Source organism: Epilithonimonas mollis, from assembly GCF_900142325.1.
GTDB lineage: Bacteria > Bacteroidota > Bacteroidia > Flavobacteriales > Weeksellaceae > Epilithonimonas > Epilithonimonas mollis.
Window position 1 is genome coordinate 893,466 of the sequence record NZ_FRAM01000002.1, and the last position, 25,509, is coordinate 918,974.

The 25,509-nt window shown below is 37.1% G+C and carries 24 protein-coding genes; 13 read left to right on the forward strand and 11 right to left on the reverse strand.

Annotation, left to right across the window (positions count from 1 at the left end):
* Positions 1–111 precede the first annotated feature (111 nt).
* Positions 112–1,785: a T9SS type A sorting domain-containing protein gene (locus BUA97_RS11635; protein WP_072998216.1), complete on the forward strand. Its 1,674-nt coding sequence runs from the start codon at positions 112–114 to the stop codon at positions 1,783–1,785.
* A 600-nt stretch (positions 1,786–2,385) separates the two neighbouring features.
* Positions 2,386–2,754, forward strand: coding sequence for a septal ring lytic transglycosylase RlpA family protein (locus tag BUA97_RS11640; RefSeq protein WP_072998218.1), 369 nt, complete (start codon positions 2,386–2,388; stop codon positions 2,752–2,754).
* Between the two features lie 52 nt (positions 2,755–2,806).
* On the opposite strand, the gene BUA97_RS11645 is transcribed toward BUA97_RS11640, so the two are convergent.
* Complete coding sequence (locus BUA97_RS11645; protein WP_072998220.1) at positions 2,807–4,660, reverse strand: CocE/NonD family hydrolase; 1,854 nt, start codon at positions 4,658–4,660, stop codon at positions 2,807–2,809.
* Between the two features lie 12 nt (positions 4,661–4,672).
* Entirely contained in the window at positions 4,673–5,272 is a 600-nt protein-coding gene (locus tag BUA97_RS11650; RefSeq protein ID WP_072998222.1) for a phosphatase PAP2 family protein, read from the reverse strand.
* A 245-nt stretch (positions 5,273–5,517) separates the two neighbouring features.
* Between BUA97_RS11650 and pdhA the strand changes: the two genes are divergently transcribed.
* From pdhA to BUA97_RS11665, 3 genes are all read left to right on the forward strand, one after another.
* Positions 5,518–6,519 (forward strand): pyruvate dehydrogenase (acetyl-transferring) E1 component subunit alpha, encoded by a 1,002-nt coding sequence (gene pdhA / locus BUA97_RS11655; RefSeq protein WP_072998640.1) that lies wholly within the window; start codon positions 5,518–5,520, stop codon positions 6,517–6,519.
* A gap of 83 nt (positions 6,520–6,602) precedes the next feature.
* On the forward strand, positions 6,603–8,222 hold the full coding sequence (locus tag BUA97_RS11660; RefSeq protein ID WP_072998224.1) for a pyruvate dehydrogenase complex dihydrolipoamide acetyltransferase: 1,620 nt from the start codon (positions 6,603–6,605) through the stop codon (positions 8,220–8,222).
* Positions 8,223–8,440: 218 nt separating this feature from the next.
* Positions 8,441–9,073, forward strand: coding sequence for a DUF2490 domain-containing protein (locus tag BUA97_RS11665; RefSeq protein ID WP_084081327.1), 633 nt, complete (start codon positions 8,441–8,443; stop codon positions 9,071–9,073).
* A gap of 4 nt (positions 9,074–9,077) precedes the next feature.
* On the opposite strand, the gene BUA97_RS11670 is transcribed toward BUA97_RS11665, so the two are convergent.
* Positions 9,078–10,829, reverse strand: a complete 1,752-nt coding sequence (locus BUA97_RS11670; RefSeq protein WP_072998229.1) for a helix-turn-helix domain-containing protein — start codon at positions 10,827–10,829, stop codon at positions 9,078–9,080.
* A gap of 297 nt (positions 10,830–11,126) precedes the next feature.
* On the opposite strand from BUA97_RS11670, the gene BUA97_RS11675 reads away from it, so the two are divergent.
* The 4 genes from BUA97_RS11675 (at position 11,127) to BUA97_RS11690 (ending at position 14,271) form a co-directional block, all read left to right on the forward strand.
* Positions 11,127–11,348 (forward strand): hypothetical protein, encoded by a 222-nt coding sequence (locus BUA97_RS11675; protein WP_072998230.1) that lies wholly within the window; start codon positions 11,127–11,129, stop codon positions 11,346–11,348.
* 141 nt (positions 11,349–11,489) lie between these two features.
* Entirely contained in the window at positions 11,490–12,305 is an 816-nt protein-coding gene (locus BUA97_RS11680) for a hypothetical protein (RefSeq protein WP_072998232.1), read from the forward strand.
* A gap of 150 nt (positions 12,306–12,455) precedes the next feature.
* Positions 12,456–13,280, forward strand: coding sequence for a CvfB family protein (locus BUA97_RS11685; RefSeq protein WP_072998234.1), 825 nt, complete (start codon positions 12,456–12,458; stop codon positions 13,278–13,280).
* 91 nt (positions 13,281–13,371) lie between these two features.
* Entirely contained in the window at positions 13,372–14,271 is a 900-nt protein-coding gene (locus BUA97_RS11690; protein WP_072998236.1) for a TIGR01777 family oxidoreductase, read from the forward strand.
* Between the two features lie 90 nt (positions 14,272–14,361).
* Here the strand turns inward: BUA97_RS11690 and BUA97_RS11695 are convergent, their stop codons facing one another.
* The 3 genes from BUA97_RS11695 to BUA97_RS11705 form a co-directional block, all read right to left on the reverse strand.
* The gene (locus BUA97_RS11695; RefSeq protein ID WP_072998238.1) at positions 14,362–14,895 is read right to left on the reverse strand and encodes a DUF6252 family protein; all 534 of its coding nucleotides are present in this window, start codon (positions 14,893–14,895) and stop codon (positions 14,362–14,364) included.
* Between the two features lie 106 nt (positions 14,896–15,001).
* Positions 15,002–16,546 (reverse strand): S41 family peptidase, encoded by a 1,545-nt coding sequence (locus BUA97_RS11700; RefSeq protein ID WP_072998239.1) that lies wholly within the window; start codon positions 16,544–16,546, stop codon positions 15,002–15,004.
* Positions 16,547–16,589: 43 nt separating this feature from the next.
* Complete coding sequence (locus BUA97_RS11705) at positions 16,590–17,621, reverse strand: threonine aldolase family protein (RefSeq protein ID WP_072998241.1); 1,032 nt, start codon at positions 17,619–17,621, stop codon at positions 16,590–16,592.
* Positions 17,622–17,729: 108 nt separating this feature from the next.
* On the opposite strand from BUA97_RS11705, the gene BUA97_RS11710 reads away from it, so the two are divergent.
* Positions 17,730–18,377, forward strand: a complete 648-nt coding sequence (locus tag BUA97_RS11710) for a metal-dependent transcriptional regulator (protein WP_072998243.1) — start codon at positions 17,730–17,732, stop codon at positions 18,375–18,377.
* A gap of 38 nt (positions 18,378–18,415) precedes the next feature.
* Here the strand turns inward: BUA97_RS11710 and dnaJ are convergent, their stop codons facing one another.
* Positions 18,416–19,540 (reverse strand): molecular chaperone DnaJ, encoded by a 1,125-nt coding sequence (gene dnaJ / locus BUA97_RS11715; protein WP_072998245.1) that lies wholly within the window; start codon positions 19,538–19,540, stop codon positions 18,416–18,418.
* A 67-nt stretch (positions 19,541–19,607) separates the two neighbouring features.
* Positions 19,608–20,147, reverse strand: a complete 540-nt coding sequence (locus tag BUA97_RS11720) for a nucleotide exchange factor GrpE (protein ID WP_072998642.1) — start codon at positions 20,145–20,147, stop codon at positions 19,608–19,610.
* Positions 20,148–20,322: 175 nt separating this feature from the next.
* Between BUA97_RS11720 and BUA97_RS11725 the strand changes: the two genes are divergently transcribed.
* Positions 20,323–20,871, forward strand: coding sequence for a coiled-coil domain-containing protein (locus tag BUA97_RS11725; protein ID WP_072998248.1), 549 nt, complete (start codon positions 20,323–20,325; stop codon positions 20,869–20,871).
* A 2-nt stretch (positions 20,872–20,873) separates the two neighbouring features.
* Here BUA97_RS11725 and BUA97_RS11730 read toward each other — a convergent pair whose 3' ends face one another.
* The 3 genes from BUA97_RS11730 to BUA97_RS11740 are packed head-to-tail and all read right to left on the reverse strand — an operon-like array spanning position 20,874 to position 23,368.
* Entirely contained in the window at positions 20,874–21,989 is a 1,116-nt protein-coding gene (locus tag BUA97_RS11730) for an FAD-dependent monooxygenase (RefSeq protein WP_072998250.1), read from the reverse strand.
* Positions 21,989–22,450, reverse strand: a complete 462-nt coding sequence (locus BUA97_RS11735) for a hypothetical protein (protein ID WP_072998252.1) — start codon at positions 22,448–22,450, stop codon at positions 21,989–21,991. Before BUA97_RS11735 ends, BUA97_RS11730 begins: the two co-directional genes overlap by 1 nt.
* A gap of 51 nt (positions 22,451–22,501) precedes the next feature.
* On the reverse strand, positions 22,502–23,368 hold the full coding sequence (locus tag BUA97_RS11740; protein WP_072998255.1) for a sigma-70 family RNA polymerase sigma factor: 867 nt from the start codon (positions 23,366–23,368) through the stop codon (positions 22,502–22,504).
* 537 nt (positions 23,369–23,905) lie between these two features.
* On the opposite strand from BUA97_RS11740, the gene gldD reads away from it, so the two are divergent.
* Both gldD and BUA97_RS11750 read left to right on the forward strand, forming a co-directional pair.
* A complete protein-coding gene (gene gldD, locus BUA97_RS11745; protein WP_072998257.1) occupies positions 23,906–24,463 on the forward strand; it encodes a gliding motility lipoprotein GldD in 558 nt (185 codons plus the stop codon).
* A 94-nt stretch (positions 24,464–24,557) separates the two neighbouring features.
* The gene (locus tag BUA97_RS11750; RefSeq protein WP_072998259.1) at positions 24,558–25,478 is read left to right on the forward strand and encodes a PfkB family carbohydrate kinase; all 921 of its coding nucleotides are present in this window, start codon (positions 24,558–24,560) and stop codon (positions 25,476–25,478) included.
* Positions 25,479–25,509 lie beyond the last annotated feature (31 nt).

The following is a 25,509-nucleotide window of genomic DNA, read 5'->3' on the forward strand; positions in this document are numbered from 1 at the left end:
TAAGTAGTAGCACTTATTTTGAATATTAGAAAATTAGCAGGAATCCCGAATTGTTTTAAAACTTATTATGAATTTAATTTGTAAAACATTAATCACATAAAATTTGTAATTATGAAGAAAATTTTTACTTTAATTTCATCTTTGCCTGCTCTTTTCCTTATCAGCGGAAGTATGTATGGGCAACAAACGATTTATTCCGAAAGTTTCAGTTATGCACCCGGAGGCATGCCGCAAGGTTGGGAAATCCAGGCCGAGCAGCCACCAGGATGGTCTATCAATAACTCCCAGATCTCGGGAGGAACAGCACCTGAGCTTTACATGACCTATGGTATGCAGGTTGGACTAAGTCGTTTGGTTTCGCCCGTCATCGATATTACCGGACACAAGCAACTGGCTTTGTCCTATGACCAATATCTTATTAATTTTGCAGGAGATGCAGGTGAAACCATCGGAGTTGATGTAACCTTTGACGGAGGTCAGAACTGGCAACCGCTATGGGAAAAACCATTAGGTGTACTGAATATTCCGCAGAACAGATTTACTTACTTTATAACGGCACCAGAAAATGCTACGCAGATGCAATATGCATTCCGATATGATGGGAATAATTTTTTCATCAATGGCTGGGCAGTCGATGATGTGAAAATTGAAGATGTTGCCAATAAAGATCTTCTTGTGAGCAACATCAGCGGCAACACAACTATAAACGCCGGCAAACCGTCTCTGTTTGTAGTGGAAGTTACCAACGGCGGAAAAGCTACACAAAACAATTACACTGTAAAACTAAAATCCAGTGACGGAACCGAACTCGCAACAACATCCGGAGAAGCCATAAACTTTGGCGAAAAATCACAGAATTTTCTGACCTGGACACCAAATGATGTCTCTCACAAGACAGTCTATGCTGTAGTAGAAAGTTCAGATGATACAAATCCTAGCAACAACCAGTCGGCCAACCTTTCTGTAAATATTCTGAAAGAAGATATCAAAAATGTTCAGATAGGCAACGGTTCATTTGCACTGCAACATTCAATTCCGTTTAATTTCTTCAATCTGTATAGCCTCGGGCAGACGATGTATACATCGCAGCAGATCAACAAAAGCAGCTCGAAAATCACCGGGATTCAATATACCTGCCAGTTTGACGAGGATAATAATGACATCCCTGTAAAAATCTATCTTGCAGAAACAGATCAGGAAGATCTTTCTTCCGAATGGCTGGATCCGTCAACTTTCACGCTTGTCTATGACGGTAAGATTAATTTCCAAAAAGGTTTTAATAATCTTTACATCCCATTACAGACTGAGTTTAACTATAACGGGAAAAACCTTGTTATCTATACCAACAAAAGCCATCCTGAAATGGTTCTTTGGTCAACATTTATGAGTACATTCTCAGAAGAGCCAATCTATTCCAGATCCAGTGACCGGGATGATGAGCCTTTTGATGCTATGAATCCGCCACAAGGATATCCTGTTCTGTATACTCCTAACGTGACGCTTTTCTTTGCTGACGGAACAATGTCCGTGATCGATGACAGCGCAAAATCTTCGTCCGTTCAGATCTACCCGAATCCTGTGAAGGATGTATTAAAGATCAAAACCGACAACAACGAAAAAGTACAGGAATTAAAAATCATCAATGCTTCCGGACAAATTGTGATGAGTAAAACCTTCTCCGGTGATAAAACAGAAACAGATGTCAGAAGCCTTGCTTCCGGTTTCTATATCGTTCAGATTACTACTTCCAAAGGGGTTGTAAACAAGAAGATTCTTGTAGAATAATATTTATCCATTATCATTTTAAAACCAGATAACCTTAGTTGTCTGGTTTTTATTTTAGTAAATATGACAAAATGTTACTTGATTTAATAACAAAGTTTAATGTAATGATATTAATGTTTAGATGAATTTTCTTGTATTATGTTAAAAAAAACAGCATGAACGGATAACTTTCTGATTAATAGGTTTTTAAATAATTAATAAAATAATTATTAATATTAAATTTTAATATTTTGAATATTAATCAATTGATTTAATAATAATGTAGATGATTCGTAATGATTTATTAAAATACAAAATTATATTTAGCTAACATTGATCTTAAATTACATTATATCTAAAAATATTAATTAGGCGAAAATATTTAAATTATTGATTTTCAACAATTTAATTAAATAATACATTTGCTATTATTACAATTTCATTAACAGTATTAATGATAAATTAACATTTCTTAACAAATCTTGCTATAGCCTTGTGAGAAGTAATTTTTAGAGACAGAATATCAATTAGAGTGCCGTTTTTGAAGTACGATTCGCAAAATCAAGATTCGAGGCAGAGATAGCCATATCTTTGCGGAGTCAAAACCCATAAATATTCAACATGATGAAAAGAGCTTTTCTCGTAATCATAATGATGATTTCAACACTTGGTTTTTATTCTTTCAAGAATATTGCCACTGATGCGAAAACAAGTTTTGTATCGTACTACCACGACAAATTTGATGGTAGAAAAACAGCGAGCGGAGAGGTATTCAGTAACTCGGCGCTAACTGCAGCAAACAAAACACTTCCTTTTGGAACTCTGGTAAAGATCACGAATCTGATCTCCGGAAAAAGTGTTGTTGTTAAAGTGAATGACAGAGGTCCTTACCATTCTTCAAGAGCCTTTGATCTTTCTAAAGCTGCTTTCAAAACTATTGCAGATATCCGTAAAGGAACTGTTGCAATAGAATATGAAATTCTAGACTAAGAAATTATCTTATTATGACAATTAAAGCCAATCAGATTCTGATTGGCTTTTTCTATTTTATTATTTCAAATTCAATGGTGCTACCGCTTGATACTCTGATTTCTGCCTTTTCATAATCATCCTTGGTTGCCAGATAAGGGTTTTCCAGAAACTTTTGCGGATTGATTGCCATTAGTGGAAACCATGTGTTTTGAACCTGAATCTGGATCTTATGCCCTTTTTTAAAAGTATGCAACACATCCTGTAATTTGACATTTACAATTGCGCCTTTATTTGGTATCAAGGGTTCCGGTTTTTCAAAACTGTTACGGAATCTTGCAGGCATTATCTCACTTCTCACCATCTGGTGATAATTGGCATATACAACATTGGGCTTGTCGGGATTTTGTTTTTCATCAGCGGGATAAATATCAATTAATTTCACAATGAAATCTGCATCTGTTGATGAACTTACAATTTTTAGTTGGGTTAAAATTTCTCCGGCTAAGGTCAGATCATTTTCAAGAACATCAGTGGTAAAGGTCACCACATCTGATCTGTAACTTGCAAACCTTTGATCTTCCGTCATATAGTTTTTTGGTGTGAAACCGTTCATGTCTTTATAGTTCTCGCTGCTGAGAACAGGTTTGTTGGGATCAGATATATAATAGGAAAATGTTTTCGGATTTTCTGGTTTTTGAGAAAGAATACCGGAGGAATTTAAAAAAAATGATTTTTTTTCTGTCTCTTTTGGTGGCCAGCTATCAAATTGTTTCCATTCTTTTTTTCCAGTATCGAACATATAAGCTTCCGGAAATTTGGCAGGCGTTTTAGAATCCTCTTTGAGGTAGTGATGGAAGAAAGGCTGCTCAATATTTTTCTGATAGAATGTTGCAATACTGTCTCCGAAATAAATATCGTTATGATAGTGTTTTCCGCTGTCGTAGTTCCATCCGCCGTGTGAAAAAGGACCCATGACGATCGTGTTTTTTGCTTTTGGATTATTTTTTTCGATGGTTTTATAGATTTCCAGAGGTCCACGCAGATCTTCTGCGTCAAACCAGCCACCGACTGTCATCACAGCATGGCTGATATTCTTCAGGTGTGGCAGCAGATTTCTTTTTTTCCAGAACTCATCATAGTTAGGATGATTTATAACTTCCTGCATGAAGAAATTGTCTTTATAATATTTGTCCACGCCATCCTTCAGGGTTCCCATATCTTTATAAAAAAGGTAACCATCTTCCGAAGTTGGCTTTAATAATTTATCATTGAACCAGGATTCTTTCTCAGCCTTGGTTTTCTGAATGCCAAATACTGGAAAAGTTTTAAAATAGCTCATCAGAAAAGCACCGTTATGGTGGAAGTCATCAAACCAGAAATCTGAGATCGGCGCCTGAGGGGACGATGCTACAAGAGCCGGGTGATTGGCCAGAGTTCCGACAGCGGTATAAAAACCGGGATAAGATGTTCCGTATTGCCCCACTTTTCCATTATTGTTCTGAATGTTTTTCACCAGCCAGTCAACGGTGTCATAGGTATCGGTGCTTTCGTCCACATCCTTTTTTGTTTTGTGATCTACCTGTGGCGTCATATTAGTAAAAGTTCCTTCACTCATATATCTTCCTCGCACATCCTGGAACACGAAAATGTATTTTTCCTTTTCAATGAATTTGTTCGGGCTCAGTTTTTTCCTGAAATTATTTTCGCCATAGGGTGCAATGCCGTAACATGTCCTGTTCATGATAAAAGGGTACTTGTTCGCCTTCGAAATATCTTTTGGCGTATAGATAATAGTGAACAGTTTTGTTCCATCCCGCATCGGGATATAAACTTCTTTTTTTGTGAAATTCTCTTCAACAGATAACGTCTGTGAAAAACTGAAATTAATGATTAGAATAAAAGAAAATATCAGGAATCTTTTCATAAAAATTTGTTTTTAAAAAATGACAATTTTTACCATAATAAGGTAAGCCAAAGATACAAAAATAGCAATCAGACCGCCGGCAACAACCTCTTTCACTGTATGCCGCTTCAGAATAATTCTGGTAATTCCTATTAAAACAGATAATAAAAACCAAAAAATGCCGATTGTGGGATTGATAGCAAAAAACAGAGCGGCTACATAAATATTAAGGCTGGTGTGCATAGAGCTTTTAATGAAAAAATTACTGATCTGCATCATCATCAGCAATATGCAGAGCATCAATACAGTCCAGTCGATTTCCTTATGAAGGAAGTAATCTACGGCAAGAAATACTATTGTTGCAAGAATAATAAACACATATAAAGAATGTCTCTGCTTTCTATTGGAAACATCCATGTTGGTGTAATTTCCTTTTTTTACGTTTCTATAGATCCATATCCCAACAGGAATTATTAGTAACAAAAGTATAGGCAGAAATTTTTTAGTGGCTTCTTCCCATGTATAATTAATGTAGCTGTAGTAAAAAAAGTACAGAACCAAAGACACAAGAGGATTGAAAAAATTAGAAATAAATCTTGAGACAGATAAAACATTCGGGTCTTTGACTTCCATCGGTGCAAATTTCGCGAACAATATACAAAAATATCTGAAATATTAAATTTTGTTGATTTTTAAAATTTATTAATGTTGATTTAATAATATTTGAATGTAAATACCATAATCTGTTCAAAGCGCAATCGATTGCATTTGTGAGCGTTTTAAATATTTGACATTTGTGGCATCTCCTAAAATATGATAATATGCATATAATAGAAAGTAAAATTTTTCTTATTTTTGCTACATATTTCAAAACAACAATGAAAGAATTTTCTAAAGAAGTCTACCTGAAGTGGTACGAGGATATGACGATGTGGAGACGGTTTGAAGACAAATGCCGTTCTCTTTATCTGAAACAAAAAATCAGAGGTTTTTTACATCTTTATAATGGTCAGGAAGCTATTCCTGCGGGTTTCACGCATGCGATGGATATGTCAAAGGATAGCATGATCACGGCTTACAGATGTCACATCCATCCAATGGCGATGGGCGTGGATCCAAAAAGAATAATGGCAGAACTTTGCGGAAAAGCAACGGGAACATCCAAAGGAATGGGTGGTTCTATGCACATTTTCAGCAAAGAGCACCGTTTTTACGGTGGGCATGGTATTGTTGGCGGTCAGATTCCTTTGGGAGCAGGTATCGCTTTTGCAGACCAGTATTTTGACAGAAAAGCCGTTAATATCTGCTTTATGGGTGATGGTGCTGTTCGTCAGGGTTCCCTTCACGAGACCTTTAATATGGCGATGAACTGGAAGCTTCCTGTGGTTTTTGTTTGTGAGAACAACGGTTATGCGATGGGAACATCTGTAAAAAGAACTGCCAATCATGAGGATATTTATAAATTGGGATTAGGATATGAAATGCCTTGTCTTCCTGTAGATGCAATGGATCCTGAAAAAGTTGCAGAAGCAGCTTACGAAGCTATTGAAAGAGCCAGGAGAGGAGACGGCCCAACTTTTATCGAGGCGAGAACGTACCGTTACAGAGGACATTCTATGTCTGATGCAGAACCATACAGAAGCAAGGAAGAGGTTGCACAATATAAACTGGAAGATCCGATCGAAATTGTTAGAAAGAGGCTTCTTGACAACAATTGGGCTACGGAACAGGATTTGGAATCCATTGATGAAAGATCCCGTGAGTTTGTAGAAGAATGCATTGATTTTATGGAGCAGTCTCCATATCCGGATCTGTCTCAGGTTTATGACTTTGTTTATTCTACACCGGATTATCCCTTCATTGACAAATTAGAAAACTAAAATATTATTAATTTGAAATTTTGAAATTTGAACTTCAACGAATTTCAAATCTCGAATCTCAAATCTCAAATCAATAAAAAATTATGGCAGAAGTAATTACGATGCCCCGTCTATCCGATACAATGACGGAAGGTAAAGTTTCAAAATGGCACAAAAAAGTGGGTGACGCAGTGAAAGAAGGCGACATCCTTGCTGAAATCGAAACGGACAAAGCGGTTCAGGATTTCGAATCCGAAGTGAACGGTACATTATTATATGTCGGAGTAGAAGAAGGAGGGCAAGCGCCTGTGGATTCTGTTTTGGCGATCATCGGAAAAGAAGGTGAGGATGTATCTGCACTTATTGGAGGCGGTGCAAAATCTGAAGAAAATATATCCGGGGAAGAATCTAAAACCGAAAATGAATCTACATCCGAGGAACGTGAGACCGAAGAATCTTCTTCTGCTGATATCCCAGAAGGTGTCGAAGTAATCACGATGCCGAGACTTTCCGATACAATGACGGAAGGTAAAGTCGCCAAATGGCAAAAAAATGTTGGTGATGCTGTAAAAGAAGGTGACATCCTTGCTGAAATCGAAACAGATAAAGCAGTACAGGATTTTGAATCTGAATTTAACGGAACATTATTATACCAAGGTGTGGCTGAAGGTGATGCTGCAGAAGTTGATAAGATTTTAGCAATCGTTGGTCCTGCAGGAACCGATGTTTCCGCTATAGTTTCCGGTGGTGGTAAAAAAGCTGCAGGTCCAAAAGCGGAAGCCAAGACTGAAACCAAATCTGAAGATAAGAAAGAGTCAGCACCAGTTGCAGCTTCTTCTACTGGCGAAAGAGTTGCAATCTCTCCTTTGGCAAAGAAAATAGCCGAGGATAAAGGTATCGATTTCGCGGGTATCAAAGGATCCGGAGAGAATGGAAGAATCGTTAAGAAAGATGTGGAGAACTATAAGTCTTCTGCTCAGCAAGCTCCGGTATCTGCGCCGACATCTGTTTCTGCACAGCCAAGTGTAACTTTCAAACCTGGTGAAGATTCTGAAACGCCCAATTCTCAGATGAGAAACATCATCGCAAAAAGACTGGCTGAAAGTAAATTCACGGCTCCGCATTATTATCTGATGGTCGAGATCAATATGGATAAAGCGATCGAAGCGAGAAAAGAAATCAACAGCATGCCGGATACAAAGGTATCCTTCAATGATATGGTGATTAAAGCGGTTGCGATGGCATTGAGAAAACATCCTCAGGTTAATTCTTCCTGGGCAGGTGACAAAATCATCCACCATGGTAATATCAATGTTGGTGTTGCAGTTGCTGTTCCGGACGGTTTGGTTGTTCCTGTATTGAAAAATACGGATTATATGAACTACAACGAGATATCTGCATCAGTAAAAGATATGGCGGGAAGAGCAAAAACAAAAGCGCTTAAAGCCAATGAAATGGAAGGCTCTACTTTCTCCGTGTCCAATCTTGGAATGTTCGGAATCGAGACGTTTACTTCTATTATCAATCAGCCAAACTCCTGTATCTTATCTGTAGGTGCCATCGTCGAAAAGCCAATCGTGAAGAACGGACAGATCGTGGTGGGGAATACCATGAAACTTTCTCTTGCTTGTGACCATAGAGTAGTGGATGGTGCAACAGGAGCTCAGTTTTTACAAACGCTGAGAACTTATCTGGAAAGCCCGCTGACACTTTTATTAGGATAAAAATTTATTCCAAATATTTTATAAACCTTTCAATTTTTATTGGAAGGTTTTTTTATGTCAGGATATTTAGATATGCAAATTTCAAATGCTTATATAGATCCAAAAATAGTTATTCTGATGAAGGATTTGATTATATTTGCTTCGTGAAAAAAGCAGGATTTTTATTTCTTTTCTTGGGATGTTTTGTATTGGGTCAGAACCATCTTTCTGGCTTTAATATGATGTCTTTTACCTATAAGATGGATCCGAAATGGATGGCTTATGTAGAGCTGCAGGCCAGGGCGAGGAAGGATTATACAGTGATTGATTATTATGAGACAAAAGGCGGTATTGGCTACAACCTGAATAAAAATAATCAGGCATTTGTCGGTGTCGGACGGTACGGAACGTATGAGAAAATGAAAATTACTCAGGAAGAATTCCGAATCTGGCTTCAATATACTTTGACACAACGCTTTGGAAGGCTGAAGCTGGATCACAGAGCCAGGGCAGAACATCGTTTTTTCTATGCCAGCCAGACTGGTGAACACACGGAAGCCAACCGTTTCCGATATAGGCTGAGTGCAACTTTGCCAATCAATAAACCAAAAGTTCAGGAGGAAACTTTTTTCATGAATGCTTTCGAGGAAGTGTTTTTAGGGCCGAAAGATCCAAACTTCAAAAGAAACCGGACTTTCGCCGGATTTGGTTATCAATTCAATCATTCATTATCTGCAACAACTGGCTACATGTTCCAGCGTGAGTTTGCCGTGAAAGGAAATGACAATTTTCATTTTCTTTATTTCTCTCTGAATTTTACTCTGGATGCGACAGATGACGAAAAAGATATTGTCATCCCGATGGTGGATTAGGCAATTAGAAAACATTCTTTATACCATCAAGCGCAGATGTGCCGGATGTATTGTTCTCCAGCTCTTTTTTTCTTTTTCTGATGAAATCTGTTGGACGGATTCCATTGATTTCAAAAAATAAGTCCGAGAAATTCTGCCTGGATGCAATCCCACATTCTTTTGCCAGAGTGTCAATGGTATAATTGAGATAGATGTTCTTTTCAAATAGTAGTTGGGTGATATGTCTGATCCTTAGTTCGCCCAGATATTTGTTGAAGTTCATGCCCTTCTGCTCGTTGATAACAGCCGAGAGGTAGTTAGAATTTGTTTCCAGCTGTATCGCAAGTTTCTGGATGGTGAGACCTTTCTGTGTAAACTGTTTTTTTTCTTCAAAAATCGTAAGTTTTCTGAGCAGTTCCTGCTTTATTGATTGGGTAATCTGTGTTTTCTTGTCATCATTATTTTCAGTGATATTGGTGACGACAGCATTCTCTGTACGGCTATAATTTTGATTCTGCAATTTCTGATGAAGAAGCATGTACTGATTAAGAATATTTTTTTCTTTCTTGAATTTCTTGTATAAAACCAAAACCAGAAAACCTGCTATTATTACCAGGATGCTGATAAATACAAAACTCCATACATTAGCCTTTTCCAGTTTTCCTTTCTCTTCCAGAAGCGAATTGGTATCGTATTCTCTATGGACCTTGGGAGAGAGATAAGCAAAATCTCTGGAAATGATGCTGTCTGCCTTCAGCAGCTGCGTTGTATAAAATAGCTGTTGCTTGGCATCTTTCTTATCTTTGTAGTAATTGATAAGCAATTCATAATTCTCTCTCAGCTCCGGAAGTATAAAGTTTTGCTTGGTAAAGATAGAATCGATTTTTTTAAAATTTTTGATTGCTGCTTCTTCATTTTTAAGCGCCAGCTGACTTTTTCCGATATAAAAATAATCTACGGATTCCCATGCAAAATCGTCAGTCATCAGACCAAGAGATTGGTTAAGGTAATCGATTGCAGAATCATATCTGTTATTGGAATATTCGGAGATACCCATAGATTTCAGGAAGCAGCTTCTTTCTTTAGAAAACTCCGGTTCGTTGAATGTCTTTAATAAACCGACGTTAGTTAAAGAGTCTGCCTTGGAATAATCTTTCATATTCCTGTAGCAAATGATCATCTGATGGAGGCTGTTCAGATAACCCTTCATATTATTAAACACCTGAAATTTATGTGTATTCTTGTTATTTGCCTGGGCTTCGAAATAGGTAAGACACTCCTTGAAAAGATCCAAAGCTTCCTCATTATAACCCAGATAATTTTTCACAACGCCGAGGTGATAGGAAACCTTGTTTTTCAGATAGAGATCGCCTGTGTTTTTTGAATATTTATAGGCCATAAGATATTCATCCAGCGCTGGTTTATACTTCTTCAGCTTGGCATAGAAAATACTTCCTTTTAGGATATAAGCTGTGGAAACACGGTCATCACTTCCGGATTTGTATGCAGCGTCCAGGCAGCTGTCAGCATATTTAACCTTTCGGTCTATCGATTTTGAGTAAAATACCGCATCACGATACGCCTGAAAAAGTTCCGGATATTTTTTCTCTGTCTTTGCTTTCTGGATGTAGGGATTGATAAAAGTGAAGGCACGGGTATCATTTTCTCCATAGGTTTCATATGCTTTTCTGAGGCCTTCATAGGTGGCTGGGATCTTGTCTCGTGAAAATAAGAATCCCGAAAAACACACAAATATGATAAAGAAAAAATTTTTCATTGTAAATTTTTAATTCTTCGTCATTTGTGTGTACAAAAATAAGAAAATATGATTTATGAATGTCAAATTTTCAACAGAAATAGTTTATGTTTTGAATGATAAGAAAGATAATGTTAATCATCTGTCTAACAGGTTTTTAACATTGTCTCAATTTGTGAATTAGGACGTCAAGATTTCAGAATATTGACCACAAAAGTTTTCGCAGGACAAAAATAGAGCCTAATTTCGTATCAGAAAATGGTAAGAAAATGTTTCTTTGCACCATTCAGAAATTTAAAATAAATAATTATACTCAATATGAAAAAATCTATCTCAATTCTTGCAATTGCATTAGTGTCCCTCAATTTTGTTTCTTGCAGACAAGATGATGTTACATCTGATATGGATGTTGTTACAAAAAAAGAATCTTCTAACTTCAGAAAAGGAGGTGATTCGGTAAAAGCTGAAACAACTACTGTTCAGCATGCGCAACGTCCAGTTGATCCAGATCCACCAGTAAAAGACGGAACTAGCTGGTAGTCAATACTAATAAAAACATTCATTCTATAACACTATATCTGCCTCAATTTAATTTTAGATTGAGGCAGGTTCGGAGGTAGAATTGAAACTGCGTCCATTAATCGGAGTAAGAATCTCATATTTCTTATCAGATATTTTTCTATGAAAAAAATATATACATTAATTTTTACTTTGATTTTAGTTCTGGCAAAAGCCCAAGTTGGGATCAATACACCAAGTCCTTTGGCGAATCTGGAAGTGCACAGATCTAGTCTTCCAAATATCCCGGACGGCATTATTCCGCCGAGAATCTCTGCAGATTCTCTCCAGCTGAAAGATCATCTTTACGGCCCGGCTCAGGATGGTGCATTGATTTATATTACTAAGCCTGTTACCAGGACTTCCAGTAAAACGCAACACGTCCTAAGTTCCGGTTACTATGTCTATGATTCCGGATATTCTAACAAGGATAACAGTAAAGGAACGTGGAAAAAAATGTTCAGTGACCCGAATGCATTTGCTGCAAGAAGTATTTCTGGTGTCAGTTTTTCTAAATCGACATTAGCTTCTTCTGATTTTCAGGCGATCCGGTTCGATTCTGGATTTGAAAGTGAAATAGGTTCAGAATATATAGTTGATAATCAATATGTTGTTCCGGAAACAGGATTGTATGTTGTCAATTATTATGTCAATGTTGATAATCCGAATCAGAAAAAGATCTTCAAGAGACCAGGTTTAGCTATTGTAAAAACTACTGCAAATGCTTCATCTCGTGCTGTTATAGCCTCGAGATTGTTTAATGGTGATGATTCTGCTAAGGAAAAGATAATTACTTCATTGTCTCCGCAGGCTGTAATCAATCACATCTATAGCTTGAAAAAGGGTGAAAAACTCAGTTTTGGTCTTATTGCTGATAATGAAGTACTTTCAGCTTTAGGACATGTTTCTTCAGAAATTTCAATTTATAAAATAAGATAAAAATATCATGTCCAGATTAAATAATGTTGTAGTAGGAAAATTTGTAGGGATTTCTTTATTTGTTTTGAAAGTATGCTTTGGTGACAGAATCTTCCGTAAAAAACCAGATTACAAAAAAAGTTTATCTACTTTTGCAGGAAATCAAACTGTATGAAGCCCGGGCAAACTCAGACACTCAAAATATCGGAACAGATTTCTTCCGGATTTATCCTGAAGGATGATGAAGGCGAGAAAGCTTTTATTCAAAAAATTTTTGCTGATGACTCCTGGGAGGTTGGGAAAGATGTGGATGTGTTTGTCTATCAGGAAGAAGGAACTCTGAAAGCTACCACAGAAAAAGCAAATGCCGAGATCGGGGAGTTTGCGGTTATGACCTGTGTCCAGAGTCTTCCAAGCGGTGCTTTTATGGATTGGGGGATTATCAAAGATCTTTTTATTCCCTATAAACAGCAAAAATCTAAGGTTGAAGAAGGAAAACGCTATCTCGTGTATGTTTACACGGATGCCGCAACCGGATTGGTTACAGGTACCACAAAGTTCAAGCGGAATCCGCAGTATGAAGATCTTCCCTTTAAAAACGGAGACAAAGTAAGCCTGATAATGATGAATGAGTCCGAATTGGGCTGGAATGTCGTCATTGATAAAAAATACATCGGATTGATCTATGCTTCTGATGTTTTCAAAAAACTCTATCCGCTTTCTGAAGAATCCGGCTACATCAAAACCATTCGGGAAGATGGGAAAATTGATGTCACACTTCAGCCGCAAGGTTTTGAAAATGTGGATGAATTCAAACAAAAAATCATTGACAAGCTGAATGATTCTTTTGGTTTGCTGTACCTTTCTGATAAATCTACGCCTGAAGAAATAAAAGATGAACTTCAGATGAGCAAGAAAAATTTCAAAAAAGCGATAGGAAGTCTTTATAAAGACAAAATAATAGAGATTCTGGATGACAGGATCAGATTATTATGATCTGGATGTAAAATATCAGTTTTTCTTAAGATTATCTCCATTAATTTTCTATTGGAATCGTTTTTGAATCAGAAAACTAAATCTGAAGGTAATGAAAAAGATTCTGATAAGCGGGGCAACGGGACTGGTTGGCAAAAAACTATCCCGAAAATTACATGAAAGAGGCTATCGTGTGGAACTCCTTGTTCGTTCCAAAAAGACTAACTCCGACTTCAAATCCTATGTCTGGGATTATAAAAAGAAGTTTTTGGAAGAAGGCGCTCTCGATAATACCTATATTTTTATTCATCTTGCAGGTGCATCGATCAGCAAACGATGGACAGAATCTTATAAAAAAGAGATCTATGACAGCAGGATCAAATCCGCTCAGTTCATTTATGAGGAAATGTTGAGAAAAGGTATACACCCGGAAGCTGTTATTTCAGCGTCAGCAACAGGATTTTACGGACAGCTGACATCAGAACATGTTTTTAAAGAAGATGATTCTCCTGCCGAAGATTTTTTGGCAAATGTCTGTACGGACTGGGAACTAAAAGCGATTCAGTTTCAGAATCTTGGCAGTCGGGTTGTACGTTTGAGAACTTCTACTGTTCTTTCTGAAAGAGGTGGTGCAATGGCTGTTTTCAGAAAACCTGTTGATTTTAATCTTGGCGCTGTTTTAGGTAGCGGAAGACAGTATTTTCCATGGATACATATCGATGACCTGGTGAATATCTATTTCAAAGCTGTGGAAGATGTTTCTATGAATGGTGCTTACAATGCAGTCGCCCCTGATTTTATTACAAACGAGACGCTGACTAAAAGCTTAGCCTCTCATCTGAATAAAAAAATATTGCTTCCTAATATCCCAAAATTTTTAATCAAAGTCCTGTTAGGAGAGATGTCCGTTTTAGCTTTAGAAGGCAGTCGTATATCATCCAGGCGGATTGAAAATGCGGGATTCCGGTTTCGATATAATAATTTAGACGTTGCATTGTCAGATATCCTGTAAAAAAAAGCCATCCGAAAAAAACGGACAGCTTTGAAATTGAATAAAGTCAGTTAGTTAGTTAGTTAGTTAGTTAGTTAGTTAGTTAGTTAGTTAGTAAGATTTAACAGTAAGATTAAAACTGCCTTCCTTGATTTCTTTGAAGTTGCTGTTGTCATTCTGGTTTCTTGCTTTGAAAGAAAATGTACCTTTCACACTTCCGTTGGCAGCAAATTCCGAGATTTTTACTTCGCCAATTTCACCACTTCCGGAATAAGGAGCAACCCACGTCTGGGAACCACTTGTGCTGGCTTCTATATAAGAGCCTACAACACCAATTGATCCCGTACCATTAGGGATTTTCCAGGTTCCGGTGGAACTGTCATAGTTATTGATGATGATCTGTATCGCTCTTCCGCTCATATCTGTTCCGTAGATCGTAAGCATTTTTCCCTGAGCTACATAAGTTGCCATCGCCATTTGTCCGTCAGCCTTGAAATCAGATCCGCTCACTTTGGCTTTTATTGTTCCGGCAGATGTATCACCGGTATCGCCACCGTCATCGTCATCATCACGACACGAGTTAAATAAAAGGCTAAAACTGATCAGACCGATCAGCAATAAAGAAAATTTTCTGAATGTTTTCATAACATTATTTTATAGGTTATCGTTTACAAAACTCTATAAAATATGCCATGACATCAATAGGGCATTTGACGTATTTTGTTAAATTATAAAAGAAAATTTCAGGCAATCATTTGGTTTTTCCTAGTACTGAATTCCGAAAGCTGATATCATCCAGAACCCAATTAAGCATTTTGTCTTCGGATGGATTGAGACTTCCGAAATCTGGATCGACTGCTACATCAGGGATTACACCACGACCCATATTTTCAAATTCTATATTAGGACGGATCAGAAACAATCCGATTGGCAAAGTAAGTCTGGAATTTGGCAAAGTAACGGTATTATTCACTCCGGAAACTGTTCCGTCGTTTGCACCACCGGTTTCTTCGCCTACAATTACGGCTCTTTTTTCATGCTTCAGTTTAGCAGATATAATGGATGATGCTGAAAAACTGGCTCCATTTACCAGAACATAAATCCTGCCGCGGAAAGCATTTGACTTTGGTTTTGTCGGCCGGGATGTAAATTCCCGGAAATAATATTTGTCTTGTTTTTTTGAGGAAAGAAAATAATTTCCTGCCAAAAAAAACGGATATCCAGCTGCTGTGAAGATAGATGAAAAAACGCTTTGTCCGCGGAAATAGTTTTGATGAAGCCCTGAGGTTTTGGAAGTCATTTCCGGTGTTTTGATCAATGTGAATTTCTGATCAGTAAGATAAGAATACAAAGTATTGATTTCCGATAAAGAACCGCCCAGATTGTCCCTGATGTCCAGAATGAGATAGCCTGACCGGGCATATGCGATTTTTTCAAAGGATTCTTTATAGAATTTTTTAGCTAGTGTGGCAGAAAACGTTTTGACCTTGATGTACGCGATACTGCTGTCGCGCTTCAGAAACTTCAGGCTTCTGTTATAAGTATTGGAAGAGGCATCATAATCCTGAATCTTCTGTGCTGGCGTGATCTTGGGCTGATCTTTTTCCGAAGAGATTTCTTTGTCGGATTTCTTTTTTCTTCTGATAAGGACGTCTGTTATTGCATTGTCAAATTTCGTCTTTAAAACAGCGCTATCCAAAAATCCATGTTCCAGAGTATAAAAATTAAAAAATGCCAGATTCATAAAATACTTTTGGAACGTCTGGTTTTTCCCGTCCGAACTGTAGAGCTTTTTATATTTATCGATAAGGTAGGCGGTGTTTTCATTATTGATCTTCAGTATCTCTGTTCCGGGTTTTATATTACCCAGGCTTTGCTTATTTTCTTTTACAAACATTCTGTCGCCGAGGATCTTATACTCCATAAGCGCAAAAAGAGGCTTTTTTGTTTTAAAGATTTTCTGTTCTGCTTTGGTATATTGCTTTGGAAGCGAGCGCAATCTGAGATGACCTTCGCTGATAGAGGCAATAACTGGTGACAGCTTGAAATAGAACTGATTGGGAGTCAAAGGTTCTGTGATTGTGGCTTTAAGACTGTCAAATTTATAATCCAGATTTTCTTTAGAAATATACCAATATAGATTCGGATGAAATCTTTTCAGCTTAGAATAGGTAAAATCCACATCTTTTCTGAGCTCCGGAGCCGCAATTTTCTTTTCCAGAAACAGATTATTCTTCCTGACGGAGCTGCAGGAAAATAAGATCACCGAAATAATTAAAATAAATATCTTATTCATTCAGGAATAAAAATAGAATTTTTTGACAGAATATCATATAACCTTATAGATTTTCAACCTTTCTGATAAATGCCTCAACAATATCATCCGGCGTTGCCCAGGATGTAATCAAACGTATTGCAGAACTTTTTTCATCAATTTTTTTCCATACATAAAAATCAAAATTGACCGAGAGATCTTCGATCTGGGCATTACTTAAGATCGGAAAAATCTGATTGGTAAATGTTTCTGATAAAAATTTAAAGCCTTTTCTCTGAAATGCAGATTTAATTTTCATCGCCTGAATATTGGAATGCTTGGCCAAATCAAAATACAGATCATCTTTCATCAGCTCCAGAAACTGAATGCCCAGCAATCTGCCTTTTGCCAGCATCGCACCTTTTTGCTTGACATGAAATCCGAATTCTGCTTTAAGCTGATCATTTGTGATGATAATCGCTTCGCCCAGCAAAGCTCCGTTTTTGGTTCCTCCGAGATAGAAAATATCAACCAGGTTCGCAATGTCGTCCAGGCTGAGATCATTGATTTCTGAGGTTAAAGCCTGTCCTAACCTTGCGCCGTCCAGAAATAGGTAAAGATCATTAGCTCTGCAGAAAGCAGACAACTCTTCCAGTTCTTTTTTGATATAAATTGTTCCGACTTCCGTAGAATTTGAAATATAAACCAGTTTTTGTTTCAGCTGATGAGGTCTGTTGGTATGTGCATCCAGAACCGATTGGATGTGTTCCGGTTTTAATTTGCCGTCAGATGTTTGGATACCGTGGATCTTATGTCCTGTTGCCTCTATTGCACCGGTTTCATTGGTGAAAATATGACCTGTTTCAACAGCAATAACACTCTCATGCGGACGAAGAATTGCAGAAATAACCAATAAATTTGCCTGGGTTCCTCCACTTACAAAATGAATATCTGCATTGTGATGATTCATTTTTTGTTGGATTAAAATACGGGCTTCATCAGAGTATTCATCATAGCCATATCCGTTTTGCTGAATGAGATTTGTCCTGATTAATACTTCTAAAATATAAGGATGACAACCTTCTGAATAATCGTTTTTGAATGAATATTGCTTCATTGTTCTTCTTCTTGGAATTCAAAGATATTGAATTATCGCATAGCATCTTTAAAAACCATATTGTTAGGGTATATTTCATTTTTGTCTAACTTTTATTATATTTGAAATATGAATTCTCTTACCGAAGAAAATTATCTGAAAGCACTTTATCATCTCGTAAATGAGAATGATGAAGTTTCTGTAAATGATCTGAGCCGGCAGCTGAATATTAAGATGCCTTCTGTAAACAGCATGATCAAAAAATTTGCAGAAAAAAAATGGGTAAAATATGAATCTTATAAACCCATCAAACTGACCGAATCCGGCAAAAAAGAAGCTTCATTAATTGTAAGAAAACATAGATTAACGGAAATGTTTTTGGTAGAAAAAATGGGTTTTGGATGGGAAAATGTTCACGAAATCGCCGAACAGCTGGAACACATCCATTCCGACGTTTTCTTTGATAAAATGGACGAAATTCTGAATTTTCCAAAAGTAGATCCTCACGGCGAACCGATCCCGGATAAAGACGGAAACATCATCCAGCCGGATCTGAAAAAACTCAGTAAATGTAAAGAGAATGATAGGGTAGAACTGGCTTCTGTAACCACTTCTTCTGAAGAATTTCTGAATTTTCTCAATAAAAGAAACCTAAGCCTTGGTACAGAAATCAAGGTGTTACAGAAAGAGGATTTTGATCAGTCTATGAAAGTTTTCTACAATAACCAGGAGGAAAATTTCAGTAAAACGGTTTGTGACAGACTTCTTGTAAAATAAAAAAAGAGACTTAAAAATAAGTCTCTTTTTGTTATATTTTAATTGAACATATCTTTAACCTTCTCGAAGAATGTCTTTTCTTTTCCAGTTGGTTCAGCGTTCATATCGCCGTTTTGTAATTGGCTCTGGAAGAATTCTCTTTGTTCCTTAGTTAGTTTCTGTGGAGTCCATACGTTGATGTGAACAAACATATCACCTTTTCCACCATAACCTTCAATATTTGGAAGACCTTTGCCAGCCAATCTCAGGATTTTACCGGATTGCGTTCCTTCATCAATCTTGATTTTAACCTTTCCGCCTACCACATTAATTTCCTTCGTAGTTCCTAAAGCTGCTTCTGCAAAAGATATGTAAAGTTCCTGATGTAGATTGTCGCCTTCACGCTTAATAGTTTTGTCCACTTCTTCCTCAACTACTACCAAAAGATCGCCAGGTGTTCCTCCCAAAGGCGCATCATTTCCTTTTCCTCTGACATTGAGTTGGATGCCATCTCTTGCACCCGCCGGAATATTGATGGTGATTTCTTCCTCTTCTTTTATAAGGCCTTGCGCATTAGCTCCTGCAGGTATTTTATCAGCTACTTTTCCGACACCATGGCAGGTTCCGCAAGTGGTCTGCGTCTGCATCTGTCCAAACATGGTGTTCATAACCTTTACCTGAACACCGCTTCCGTTACATGTAGGACAAGTTTTAGAAGTCACACCCGCAGCCAGCTTCATCTTTTTAACTTTAACGGTTTTCTGAGTTCCGTTGATCATCTCTTCGAGATTCAGTTTGATACGGATTCTCAGATTAGAACCTCGCGCCTGCTGTTGTCTCTGACCGCCGCCAAATCCACCACCAAAGTGTCCGCCGAAAATATCACCAAACTGGCTGAAGATATCCTCCATGTTCATGCCGCCACCGAATCCCCCGAATCCACTGCCTCCGGCTGCACCGCTCATTCCGGCATGTCCGTACTGATCATATCTGGCTCGTTTGTTATCGTCGCTCAGAACTTCATAGGCTTCCGCAGCTTCCTTGAATTTTTCCTCCGCTTCCTTATCTCCGGGATTTTTATCCGGATGATATTTGATCGCCATCTTTCTGTAGGCTTTCTTGATTTCCTCTGCACTTGCCGATTTGGATATTTCTAAAACTTCGTAATAATCGCGTTTACTCATAATTGATGATTGATATATGGTGATTGACCCGCAATCTATGATCTGATATCTTATTCTAAATTTTTAATTAATTTCCGGTCACTACTTTAGCAAATCTGATAACCTTATCGTGCAGCTGGTAACCTGTTTCAATGACATCTACAATTTTGCCTTTCAGTTCAGGAGTAGGAGCAGGAATCTGTGTAATAGCCTCGTGGAAATCTACATTGAAATCGTCTCCGGCATTGACCTCGATTGGTTTAAGACCTTTTTCTACCAATTTATTTCTGAATTTCTGATAAATCAACTCAATACCTTTCAGATCGGATTCATTTCCGTTTTTAGCAATTTCTTTCAGAGCTCTTTCAAAATCGTCCAAAATACCTAGCATAGAAGTCATCAGGTCTTTTGAAGCATAGAGATAAAATTCATTCTTTTCTTTCAGAGTTCTTTTCTTATAATTTTCAAATTCTGCATACAAACGGATGTATCTGTCTTTTTCTTCTGCCAAAAGTTCTTCTGCAGTCAGCTGTTGTGACACATTTTCCTGATTTTCCTGTTCAGATGTTTGCGTATTTGGCGTGTCCTGATTTAAGTTTTCTTCGTGTATATCTTTGTTTTCTTCCATATTGATAAATTTATAGGGACTATTTCTCAATTTTTCTGCCAAGCATCGCTTTTTGACAATTAGGCAGAAAGATTCTGAAATCAGTGATTAAAATTAGTAACTGAAATTCTGGAATCATTTAGAAATAATGCACCAAAAGTCGGTTTAAAACCTTATTTTTATCAAAATTTTCCCAATGAGACTGACTGAAAAAACCGAGGAAAGACTTTCGGCCTTAGAAAAAATTGCCAATGGAATTATCTGGTGGGTCGGTTCTATTCCGTCTTTGATTCTGCATACGATTTTTTTTATTGTCAGTTTTGCGTTGCCTGTTTTCGGACTCGTGGATTTTGATAAGATGTTGCTGGTTCTCACAACAGTTGTTTCTCTGGAAGCTATTTATCTGGCGATTTTCATACAGATGTCGGTCAATAAAAGCTCTGAACATATCGAGGATCTGAAGGAAGATGTCAATGAAATTCAGGAAGATATTGATGAGATCCAGGAAGATATTGACGAGATCCAGGAAGATATAGAAGAAATCCAGGAAGATGTGGAAGAAATTCAGGAAGACGTGGAAGAAATAAGTGAAGATGAGGATGATGAAGACCACAGCGAGCGTGCCAGAACAGTGATGCTGAAAAGCAAAGTGACGAGCAATAAAAACGATATTAAAAACCTGAAAGATAAAATTGCCGAGTTAGAAAATTTAATAGAAAGCCTTAAAAAAGAAGGCGAGCAATAATTCTACAGTTCCAGTTTCAGAATTTTTTCCATCTGCTTTTGATTCACAGTTTCAGGAATCATTCTGAAAATAGAATTTCTAATTTTTGTAAAATTCTCCCATTGCGCCACTTTCCCGAGCGTCCAACTTGTATTCACAATATGATGAACTTTTTCTTTCCTGATTTTTTCAAATCGAGCAAAAACTTTATTCCAGTCTTTTTCAGTTTCTAATAATTTTCCAATTACATAGGCATCTTCAACCGCCTGGCAACCGCCTTGTCCCATATTTGGAGTCGTGGCGTGGGCAGCGTCACCAATCAGGCAAAGATTTTCTAATGACCAATTGTCCATCGGTTTGATGTCGATGATGTCATTTAGAATAATATTTTCTTTAGCAGTTTCAGAAATCATTTCCAGAATGTCAGGATGAAAATCTCTGAACTCTTTCAATAAATCGAAATCTTCATAATAAAATTTTTCATTCACCAAAGCATACCAGTATATCGTATTTTCCCGGATTTTTACAAAACCGAAACGCTTTCCTTTTCCCCACATTTCGTAAGCATTGTGGCTGTATTTTTCAGGGATTTCTGTATTTATAATTCCACGCCAGCATTTTTGTTTGGCATTTCGGATTTCTCCAGATTTCAGAATTTCATTCCTAACCAAAGATTTTACGCCATCAGCTCCGAAAACGATGTCACTTTCGATTTCTGTATTATCTTCAAAAGTCAAATGGTAATTTTCTTTCTTCTCAATTTTTGAAAGACGTTTATTCAGAATAATATGCTCCGAAATATTTTCGCTCAATATTTTTTGTAAATCTGCTCTGTGAATGGCAATGTTGCAAACTTTGTATTTGTTTTCCAATTTCAAAACATCCGTTTTAGAAATGGTTTTTAGTTTTTCATCAGTGATGATTAAAGCGTGCATTTTGGTTCCGGCCTTTTCGATTTTCTCTTTCAATCCGAGTTTATCAAAGATTTGCATTGCATTGCCCGCCATCGCAATTCCTGCTCCAACCGGTTTTATTTCCGGAGCACTTTCATAGATTTTGAAATCAATGTTTTGATGCTTTAGAAAATTGCCTAAAGTTAAACCGCCAATTCCGCCACCGATGATTGAGATTGAATTCATTATTTTTTAGATCTCTTAAATTTGTAGTGTTGGTAGAAAAAAGAAAAACAAATTAAAAATATTATTAAAAATAAAATCCAAAAAACTGATTTTCTAAATTTATTTGCATTAACAATTTCTATAAGGCAAACTAAACCAGATATAATAGTTATAAATCCATAAAGAGCATAATTGTTTTTTTCTTTATCAAAGAAAGGAATATTTCCTCCAGTATAATGCCCAGGATTATACATATTTTTATCCCATTCTTTATAGCCTTCAATTATAGATTCATCTACTTCAACATCATTTTCATCAAGATTTAAACTATTTATAAAATCAAAAACATTTTGATTGTCTTTTTCCTCACAATAAAGAATGTTGTTTTCCCAATCGGCTTCGAACAATATTCCTTTATCTTTTAAACCTTGACAGACAAAATCTAAATTAGACGTAAATTTGAATCGTTTAACTTCAACCATATTAAAAAAAAGCAGGCTAAAAAACCTGCTTCTAATTTATAATCAAAAATCTTATTTACCAAGATAAGATTTCAGAATCTTACTTCTGGAATTATGTTTCAGCCTTTTGATCGCTTTTTCCTTGATCTGACGAACTCTTTCTCTTGTTAAATCGAAGGTTTCACCAATTTCTTCCAATGTCATAGGATGTTTCCCGTTCAGACCGAAATATAATCTTACAAGATCCGCTTCTCTTGGTGTGAGGGTATTCAAGGCTCTTTCAATCTCAATTTGAAGAGATTCAAGCATCAGATCTTTATCCGGACTTGGCGATTCTCCGGAACGTAACACGTCATAAAGGTTAGAATCTTCACCTTCCACAAGCGGTGCATCCATCGATAGGTGACGACCACTGTTTTTCATAGATTCTTTGATGTCTTCCTCGCTCATATCCAGAACTTCTGCCAATTCTTCCGGAGAAGGCGGTCTTTCGTTCTCTTGCTCCAAGTGAGCATAAGCTTTGTTGATTTTGTTGATAGAACCAATCTTATTCAAAGGTAATCTTACAATTCTCGACTGCTCAGCCAAAGCCTGCAAAATCGATTGACGAATCCACCAAACAGCATAAGAAATGAATTTGAAACCTCTCGTTTCATCATATCTTTTCGCCGCTTTCATCAGACCAAGATTTCCTTCATTGATTAGATCCGGAAGAGAAAGTCCCTGATTCTGATACTGTTTAGAAACCGAAACCACGAAACGTAAGTTGGCTTTGATCAGTTTTTCAAGAGCAGCTCTGTCTCCGGCACGGATTCTCTGAGCCAAATCTACCTCCTCATCGGCGGTAATCAATTCAACTTTTCCAATCTCTTGCAGATACTTGTCCAGTGATGCGGTTTCCCTGTTGGTAACCTGTTTTGTAATTTTTAATTGTCTCATTATAAAAACCTCATTCTATTAGGTTGCATTATATTATACGATGAGAACATGAAAAAGGTTACAAATATTTTAATTTTATGAGATTCGACTTCAATTTTAACGCATTTTAAAATTAATTAATAAAATTTGACTATGTCGAACCACTTCGTTTGGTTTGGGCAGCTTAATCCGCCTGTAGTTTATCCTGAGCTTGTCGAAGGGCTCGCAATCTTTTCACTCCGCTACGCTGCGTAAAAAGGATTTCCGCTCAAGCCGGGCTGCGTGCAATTCAATTTCAAATATTATCTTTATAAATACACTTCGTCTCTGCTCAGTGTGACATCTCTGATACTATTCTCAATAATAAACCATTGTGAGTCTGAGCGGAGTAGAAGACTTTTTTCCAATGAACAATTAAAAATAACAAAATCTCCAAATCATCGAGAAATTATTAATCATAAAGATTTCAACCACACATTTCTCTGTAAATCAATCATTCTTAACAAAAATTTGGGAATCAAAATTCTCTGTATCAATTCTAATTGTTATTTTTGCCGGATGTTAAAAAATCTGTTCAGAATTTTTATTGGACTGACATTGTTTTCCTGTGCCAAAGAACCTGTTCCCAAGCCCAAAGGAGAACTGCGTCTGGAATATCCGAATCCCAAATACCTGAGATTCGATTCCCCTTGCGACTATGCTTTTGATTATTCAGATTTTTCCAGAGTAGAAAATGCTAAGGAAAGGTGCTGGTATTATATCAACTACCCAAAGATGAAAGCCAAAGTTTTCATTACTTATTTTCCTATAAAAAATGATTTTCAGCTCCACGTAAGAGAAGTGGAAAAAATGGTTTATGAACACACCATCAAAGCCAGTTCTATAGACACCAAATTTTTCCAGTATCCTGAGAAAAAAGTCTATGGCAATTTTTATGAGCTTAAGGGACAGACTGCGTCGAACATCCAGTTTTTTGTAACAGACAGTACAAAACATTTTGTAACCGGAAATCTATATTTCAACTCTCGCCCTCGTCCTGATTCATTAGGCCCGGCTGTGGATTATGTCAAAAAAGATTTGCTTCATATGATAGATTCTTTTGAATGGAAAAAGTAAAAAAAGAAAAAATCAGTATTTAAGAAAAAAATTAATTATAAATAAAAAAACTTCGGATATCCATTATCGGATATCCGGCATAAAAGCTTAAAATATGAAATTATTAGCAGTAGGAACAGTAGCATTCGATGCCATCGAAACACCTTTTGGAAAAACAGATAAGATTCTTGGCGGAGCAGCAACTTTTATTGGATTGGCAGCTTCAGCTCTGGAAACTGAAGTAAGTTTGGTTTCTGTTATTGGCGGCGATTTTCCTCAGGAATATCTGGATATGATGACTTCTAAAAATATCAATGTGGATGGTGTCGAAATGGTGAAGGATGGTAAAACTTTTTTCTGGAGCGGAAAATACCACAACGACCTGAACTCCCGTGATACGCTGGTGACTGAACTGAATGTTCTGGCAGATTTTGATCCAAAAGTTCCTGAACAGGCTGCCGATTCTGAAGTTTTGTTGCTGGGAAATCTTGATCCGGTTGTTCAGCTTTCTGTTTTGGAAAGAATGAAATCCCAGCCGAAATTGGTTATTCTTGATACTATGAATTTCTGGATGGATATCGCATGGGATAACCTGATGAAGGTGATTGCAAAAACAGACGTGATTACCATTAATGATGAGGAGGCGAGACAGCTGTCCGGAGAATATTCTTTGGTAAAGGCAGCTAAGAAAATCCACGAGATGGGTCCTAAGTTTGTCATTATCAAAAAAGGAGAGCACGGTGCACTATTATTCCACGAAGGAAAAGTATTTGCAATTCCGGCGTTGCCTTTGGAAGAAGTATTTGATCCAACCGGAGCTGGCGATACTTTTGCAGGAGGATTTGCGTCATATCTAACAAAAAAAGGTGATTTTAGTTTCGAAAGCATGAAAACAGCTATTATCGTTGGAAGTGCGATGGCGTCTTTTACAGTAGAAAAATTCGGGACAGAAAGAATCCAGGAAGTTACAAAGCAAGAGCTGAGCGAGAGAATCATGCAGTTCCGTGAACTGACTTCTTTTGAATCTGCAATATAAAATTTAACCTTATCAGAATTTATTACTCAAA